The organism is Shewanella sp. UCD-KL21 (assembly GCF_001957135.1).
Taxonomy (GTDB): Bacteria; Pseudomonadota; Gammaproteobacteria; order Enterobacterales; family Shewanellaceae; genus Shewanella.
On sequence record NZ_MPHK01000016.1, the window covers coordinates 102,585 to 108,584 of the forward strand.

A 6,000-nucleotide genomic window follows, 5' to 3' on the forward strand; every position below is an offset into this window, starting at 1 on the left:
TGTCTTTGTTTTTAGGCTTTTTTTGGGGGGGTAACTTAATAGGTGTTTAAGGTTATTTTAATATTCACTTGGTGTTTAGGTGTTTTTTTGTCCAGCAGATGTTCACATTACTATTTATATGAAAGTTTTATGACAATTAATTAATGCGTTAAAATAATATACAATTAATAAGCTTAACCGCAGATTGAATCAGGTTAAGTCATCGTATTGAGTACAACAACATCATCATTTTTACTTTTCCCTTGCCAAATTTGCGAGCAACTAAGGGAAGCTTGCCCGCAATATGCGTGCTGCACGCAACGCCATGCTCAGCACAATAGTGTGCATCGACAATTATTCACAATATATAAGGTAAATGTATGACAACAGAAATGGTTATGGTTGGAATTTCATTGCTCATCGTTATTGGCATTTTATTGCACCATCCATCTCGCACCTTAGGTATCCCGTCTTTACTGATATTTATGGGTGTTGGTTTAATGTTGGGCAATGGCGAATTTAATTTTGTTTATGACAACCTTAGTCAAACAGCATGGATAGGTGGTTTAGCACTCAATGTGATTGTATTTGTGGGGGGCTTAAATACCTCTACCGACAAAATAAAAATCGCATATAAAGAAGGGGGAGTACTGGCGTCGTTTGGCGTTATTTTTACCACCATTATTTTTGCAGCGATCCTCTACCTGTTGTTAGATTTTGATTTACTGACCTGCCTGTTATTTGCTGCAATAGTATCTTCAACCGATGCGGCTGCGGTTTTTTCAATTTTAGAGTCTAAAAAGCTTAAGTTGAAAGAGCAAACCGATACAGTGCTTGAGTTTGAATCTGCCACCAATGACCCCGTAGCGATGTTGATGGTAATTGTATTAACCGATATGGCGCTTTCATCTCATCAATCGATAGCACTGTCGACCCTGACATTGAATTTAGTTACCCAAGTTTTGGTTGCGATTGTCGTCGGGCTGTTAATCGGAAAAATAGCCGTGAAGTTATTAAATCAGATTAGCTTAGCTGAGTTTGGACTCATTCCTGTATTTGTGCTGGCAACCTTTATTATCGCCACATACGGTGCTGATATGCTTGGAGGTAATATTTTACTGGCGTCTTATATTGCGGGGGTGGTGATAGGTAATGGCATTAAGCGTGGGCAGCTGGTCAACTTACACTTCTTTAATAGCCTGTCTTGGTTAGCACAAGCGTTAATGTTCATCGTGCTAGGTTTACAGATATTCCCGCAGACATTAATGAGTGTCTTTTGGGTGTCTATTATTCCGGGGCTATTACTTATCTTGGTCGCGAGACCGTTAGCGGTGCAGTTATGTTACTTGCCGTTTGTGAAGGCCAGTTGGAAAAAGCGATTGTTCATTTCTATGATTGGTTTAAAGGGGGCGACCCCCATAGTCTTTGCACTTATACCAGCTGCTGCAGGTGTTCCTGGTGCGATAGATATAGTCCATATGGTATTCTTCTTTGTTCTGATGTCAGTATTTATTCAGGGCGGAGCAATAGCACCGCTAGCAAATAAGCTTGGCTTAGAGCAAAAAAATAAAGAAGAGTAACCTTTATTACCTTTAGCGCAGGCATAGTCGAGTCATAGTTTACTCTTAAGCTGTGATAAGTTGCTCTGACATCGCTTCAGCAGCTTTATTTTGCTCAATCTTCTTCCATGCTTTGTCATGAAAGTAAAATACCACTGTGTTCACCGCAGGTTCTAACAATGCGATGGTTCCGCCAATGACAATACTGCCAGTGAGTAAATAGGTAATAGTGAATGCCACACTGAAATGTAAAATGGCGAACGAGATTGTTTTTTTCATGATGAATGACCTGTTTGATTAACCTGATATAAATGATAATCATTATCATTTGGGTTGTAAAGGTCAGTTTATCGATAGGAGTCATTTGATTTTTCAATTAAGCCGACCGAGAAGTGGTCGGCTTATAATATTGTTATGGCGCTATGTTGTTTACATCTTCTCGCTTAACAATCGTAAACCACTGCAATTATTAGTAATGCCAAGGGAACTTAGAAAAGTCTTGGTCGCGCTTTTCTAAAAATGCATCACGGCCTTCTTGCGCTTCGTCTGTGCCATAAGCTAAGCGAGTGGCTTCACCAGCAAATAATTGCTGTCCAACTAAACCATCATCAGGCAAGTTAAAGCCATATTTGAGCATACGCATCGCGGTTGGAGATTTACTGTTGATTTCTTTCGCCCAATTTAATGCTTCAGTTTCAAGTTCAGCATGGGGAATAGAGCGGTTAACCATGCCCATATCAAAGGCTTCATCAGCGGTATAATTAAAGCCTAAGAAGAAAATTTCGCGAGCACGTTTTTGGCCAATCATTTTCGCTAAATAAGCACTACCATAGCCTGAGTCAAAACTGCCCACATCAGGATCGGTTTGCTTAAACACCGCATGTTCTTTAGAGGCTAAGGTGAGGTCACACACCACATGTAAGCTATGGCCACCGCCAACAGCCCAGCCAGGTACCACAGCAATAACAACCTTAGGCATAAAGCGGATAAGGCGTTGTACTTCTAATATGTGCAAGCGGCCCATTCGCGCCACATCAGGCTTACCTTCTTCTGCGCCTTCATATTTATAGCCATCTTTACCACGGATACGCTGATCGCCACCGGCGCAAAACGAGTGCTGCCCTTTTGCTGAAGGGCCGTTACCTGTAATTAATACACAGCCCACATCAGACCATTGGCGGGCATGATCTAACGCAGTGTAGAGCTCATCTACTGTTTTAGGGCGGAATGAATTAAGGCAGTCGGGGCGGTTAATCGCGATACGCACCGTACCTTGATCTTTTGCGCGATGATAAGTGATGTCTTCAAAATCGAAGCCAGTTACAGTGTCCCAAAGTGTTGGGTCGAATATGTCGGAAACCTGCTGAGTCATTTTTTGCTAGCCTTTTTCAATAGATTATCCAAAGGCTAGGCTGAAATAATTCTCAGGTCAATTGACATAGGTCAGGAAAGCTAAAAATTATATTTTATCGCAGATAAATTGTAGGTTTTGTTTACTAATAGCAGGATGTGTCAGCCCAAAACCGCAATACTCATCTTTAAATGCACTCACTGACTCATTATCAGTAAACACGCTTTTCAGTTCAGAAAGCTCTTTAGCTGTCAGTCTTTCTATCACATCGCTGGGAATGGTGGGGATAAACTCTTCCTTTCTAGTGATCTTAGTGCCCGTCATTGATTTTATTTTTTTTTCTGCATCGTTGAATACAGACTCAACCGCAGCAATAGGTTCATCTAGTTTGTCGGTGTCGGTGGCAAAGTAGTAAATAACGCCGCCAATCAGTGCTATAAGGATCCAGCCTCTCATCTTTTAGTCCAATTAAAGTGAATAAGTGTAAACAATGCGAGTATAATACACACAATTAACACTCTATAAACGAGTGTGTAGCAGTTACAGGCGATTTTTATCTAAATTAATAACGTTTTCTGTAACCTAAACTGAATTTGCCCCTTTTTTTGAGTAGTAAGGCATCAAGATGACACAAGAATCTCAAGCTAAAGATTACGCTAAGCAAACCCGGATCAAGATTCATCAACCCGACGCCAGTAAAGCGGATCGCTTTAATCCGAGTAATAGTATCTATGTCCGTGCTGTCACAGGACTGTGGACCACAGTAAGACGCCGTATTGGCTGGGCAACGTTATCTTTCTTTCTTATCCTGCCTTGGTTGTCTTGGGGTGACAGACAAGCCGTGTGGTTTAATTTGGGTGAACAGAAGTTCCACATCTTTAATCTCACTATTTGGCCGCAAGATTTAACCCTATTAGCAGCACTCTTTACCATTGCCGCATTTGGACTGTTTTTTGTCACCACCTATCTCGGGCGCGTTTGGTGTGGCTACACTTGTCCGCAAACCGTGTGGACATTTATCTTTATCTGGTTAGAAGAGAAGTTTGAAGGGGCGCGTAATAAACGTATCAAGCTAGATCAGATGCCGTGGAGCTTTAATAAGCTATGGCGTAAAACAGCCAAACACACTTCTTGGTTACTCATATCATTACTTACAGCAATGACCTTTGTGTCGTACTTTGTGCCAAGCCGTGAAGTCTATATTGATGTGTTTACCCTTAATGCAGGTATTGGCATTTATTTCTGGATAGTATTCTTTACCTTAGCAACCTACGGTAATGCTGGCTGGATGCGTGAGATCATGTGTATACATATGTGCCCTTATGCGCGCTTCCAAGCAGCCATGTTTGATAAAAACACATATATAGTCGGTTATGACGCAAAACGTGGTGAAACCCGTGGGCCACGTTCACGTAAAGCAGACCCTAAAGAAATGGGCCTAGGTGACTGTATTGACTGTGACCTTTGTGTTCAAGTTTGCCCAACCGGAATTGATATTCGTAATGGGCTGCAATATGAGTGTATTAACTGCGGCGCCTGTATCGATGCATGCGATACCACCATGGAGCGCATGGGTTATGACAAGGGACTTATCAGCTACACCACCGAAAATAAATTAGAAAACGTTAAAGAAAGCATCATAAGACCGAAATTGGTGGGTTATGGTGTGGCGTTAACTGTCATGATCTTAGTGTTTATCTATGCCAGCGCCACGATTGCCCCGGTGCGAATGGATGTTATCCGAGACCGCAATGCTTTATATAGAATAACCAACGATGGCTTAGTGCAGAACACCTATACCTTAAAGCTGCTTAATAAAACTGAACAAGCGCAGCAATATGCACTTTCGATGGATGGTATTGAAGGGTATGAATGGAGCGGTCCACAAACCGTATCAGTGCAAGCGGGTGAAGTGCTCACCTTACCTATTAGTATTGCTGTCGATCCAGGAGCATTAGAGCGAACCGTGACTAAAATTAACTTAATCGTAGCCGCGACCATTGATGATAAGGCCGTTGTCATCAAACAAGAATCAAGATTCTTTGGTGAATAAAGCCTGATATAGCGCCTTAAAAGGGACGGTTAGTCCCTTTTTTGTGCGTTTCGTTTGAAATAGCAACGAACAAGCCATTTTCTATGGTTTTCTTCATAAAAGCCCTTGCGCTAAATCTTAACTTCCCTATAATGCGCATCCACTGACACGGCGACAGGCCAATAGGCTCAAGGTGTTAGCGTTAATTAAGCTGCTTTTAAAGCGTCATAATTAACAGGCAGAAAAGCATTTTAAATTAACCTTAAAAATGACTTGACGCCAACAACGGGAAGTGTAGAATACGCATCCCTAAGCCAACGACCTAGCGTCAAATGGCTGCTGATATGAAAGAATATTTCTTACATGATTAGCAACGCTCTTTAACAAATCAAACAAGAAATCTGTGTGGACATTCACAGACATTAAGTTAATCGAAATTGCCATTCTTTCTCGTAAAGAATGATGCAATCAAAATTATTATCAATGTAACGATGAGTGTTCATAGCAATATGTAACAAACGTTTTAGAGATTCTTCCGAGTCTTTAAATCGAAATCAGAATTCATTGAGCCGAAGCTTTACTTTTATTTATAAGAGTGGATGTTTCAACAAAACTTTAATTGAAGAGTTTGATCATGGCTCAGATTGAACGCTGGCGGCAGGCCTAACACATGCAAGTCGAGCGGTAACAGGAATTAGCTTGCTAATTTGCTGACGAGCGGCGGACGGGTGAGTAATGCCTAGGGATCTGCCCAGTCGAGGGGGATAACAGTTGGAAACGACTGCTAATACCGCATACGCCCTACGGGGGAAAGGAGGGGACCTTCGGGCCTTTCGCGATTGGATGAACCTAGGTGGGATTAGCTAGTTGGTGAGGTAATGGCTCACCAAGGCGACGATCCCTAGCTGTTCTGAGAGGATGATCAGCCACACTGGGACTGAGACACGGCCCAGACTCCTACGGGAGGCAGCAGTGGGGAATATTGCACAATGGGCGAAAGCCTGATGCAGCCATGCCGCGTGTGTGAAGAAGGCCTTCGGGTTGTAAAGCACTTTCAGTAGGGAGGAAAGGTTAACGGT

At 42.2% G+C, this 6,000-nt stretch carries 5 protein-coding genes and 1 rRNA gene; 3 read left to right on the top strand and 3 right to left on the bottom strand.

Annotated features, from left to right (window positions below; all coding sequences use genetic code 11):
- Window positions 1-359 precede the first annotated feature (359 nt).
- A complete protein-coding gene (locus tag BM739_RS14530) occupies window positions 360-1,559 on the top strand; it encodes a potassium/proton antiporter (RefSeq protein ID WP_076541866.1) in 1,200 nt (399 codons plus the stop codon).
- Between the two features lie 45 nt (window positions 1,560-1,604).
- Here the strand turns inward: BM739_RS14530 and BM739_RS14535 are convergent, their stop codons facing one another.
- The 3 genes from BM739_RS14535 to BM739_RS14545 all read right to left on the bottom strand — a co-directional run bounded on the left by BM739_RS14535 (window position 1,605) and on the right by BM739_RS14545 (window position 3,345).
- A complete protein-coding gene (locus BM739_RS14535; protein WP_076541867.1) occupies window positions 1,605-1,817 on the bottom strand; it encodes a DUF2061 domain-containing protein in 213 nt (70 codons plus the stop codon).
- A 190-nt stretch (window positions 1,818-2,007) separates the two neighbouring features.
- Window positions 2,008-2,910: a 1,4-dihydroxy-2-naphthoyl-CoA synthase gene (locus BM739_RS14540; RefSeq protein WP_076541869.1), complete on the bottom strand. Its 903-nt coding sequence runs from the start codon at window positions 2,908-2,910 to the stop codon at window positions 2,008-2,010.
- A gap of 87 nt (window positions 2,911-2,997) precedes the next feature.
- Window positions 2,998-3,345 (bottom strand): hypothetical protein, encoded by a 348-nt coding sequence (locus BM739_RS14545; protein WP_076541871.1) that lies wholly within the window; start codon window positions 3,343-3,345, stop codon window positions 2,998-3,000.
- A gap of 169 nt (window positions 3,346-3,514) precedes the next feature.
- On the opposite strand from BM739_RS14545, the gene ccoG reads away from it, so the two are divergent.
- The gene (ccoG, locus tag BM739_RS14550) at window positions 3,515-4,942 is read left to right on the top strand and encodes a cytochrome c oxidase accessory protein CcoG (protein WP_076541873.1); all 1,428 of its coding nucleotides are present in this window, start codon (window positions 3,515-3,517) and stop codon (window positions 4,940-4,942) included.
- Between the two features lie 595 nt (window positions 4,943-5,537).
- Window positions 5,538-6,000, top strand: a 16S ribosomal RNA gene (locus BM739_RS14555); the annotation flags it as partial.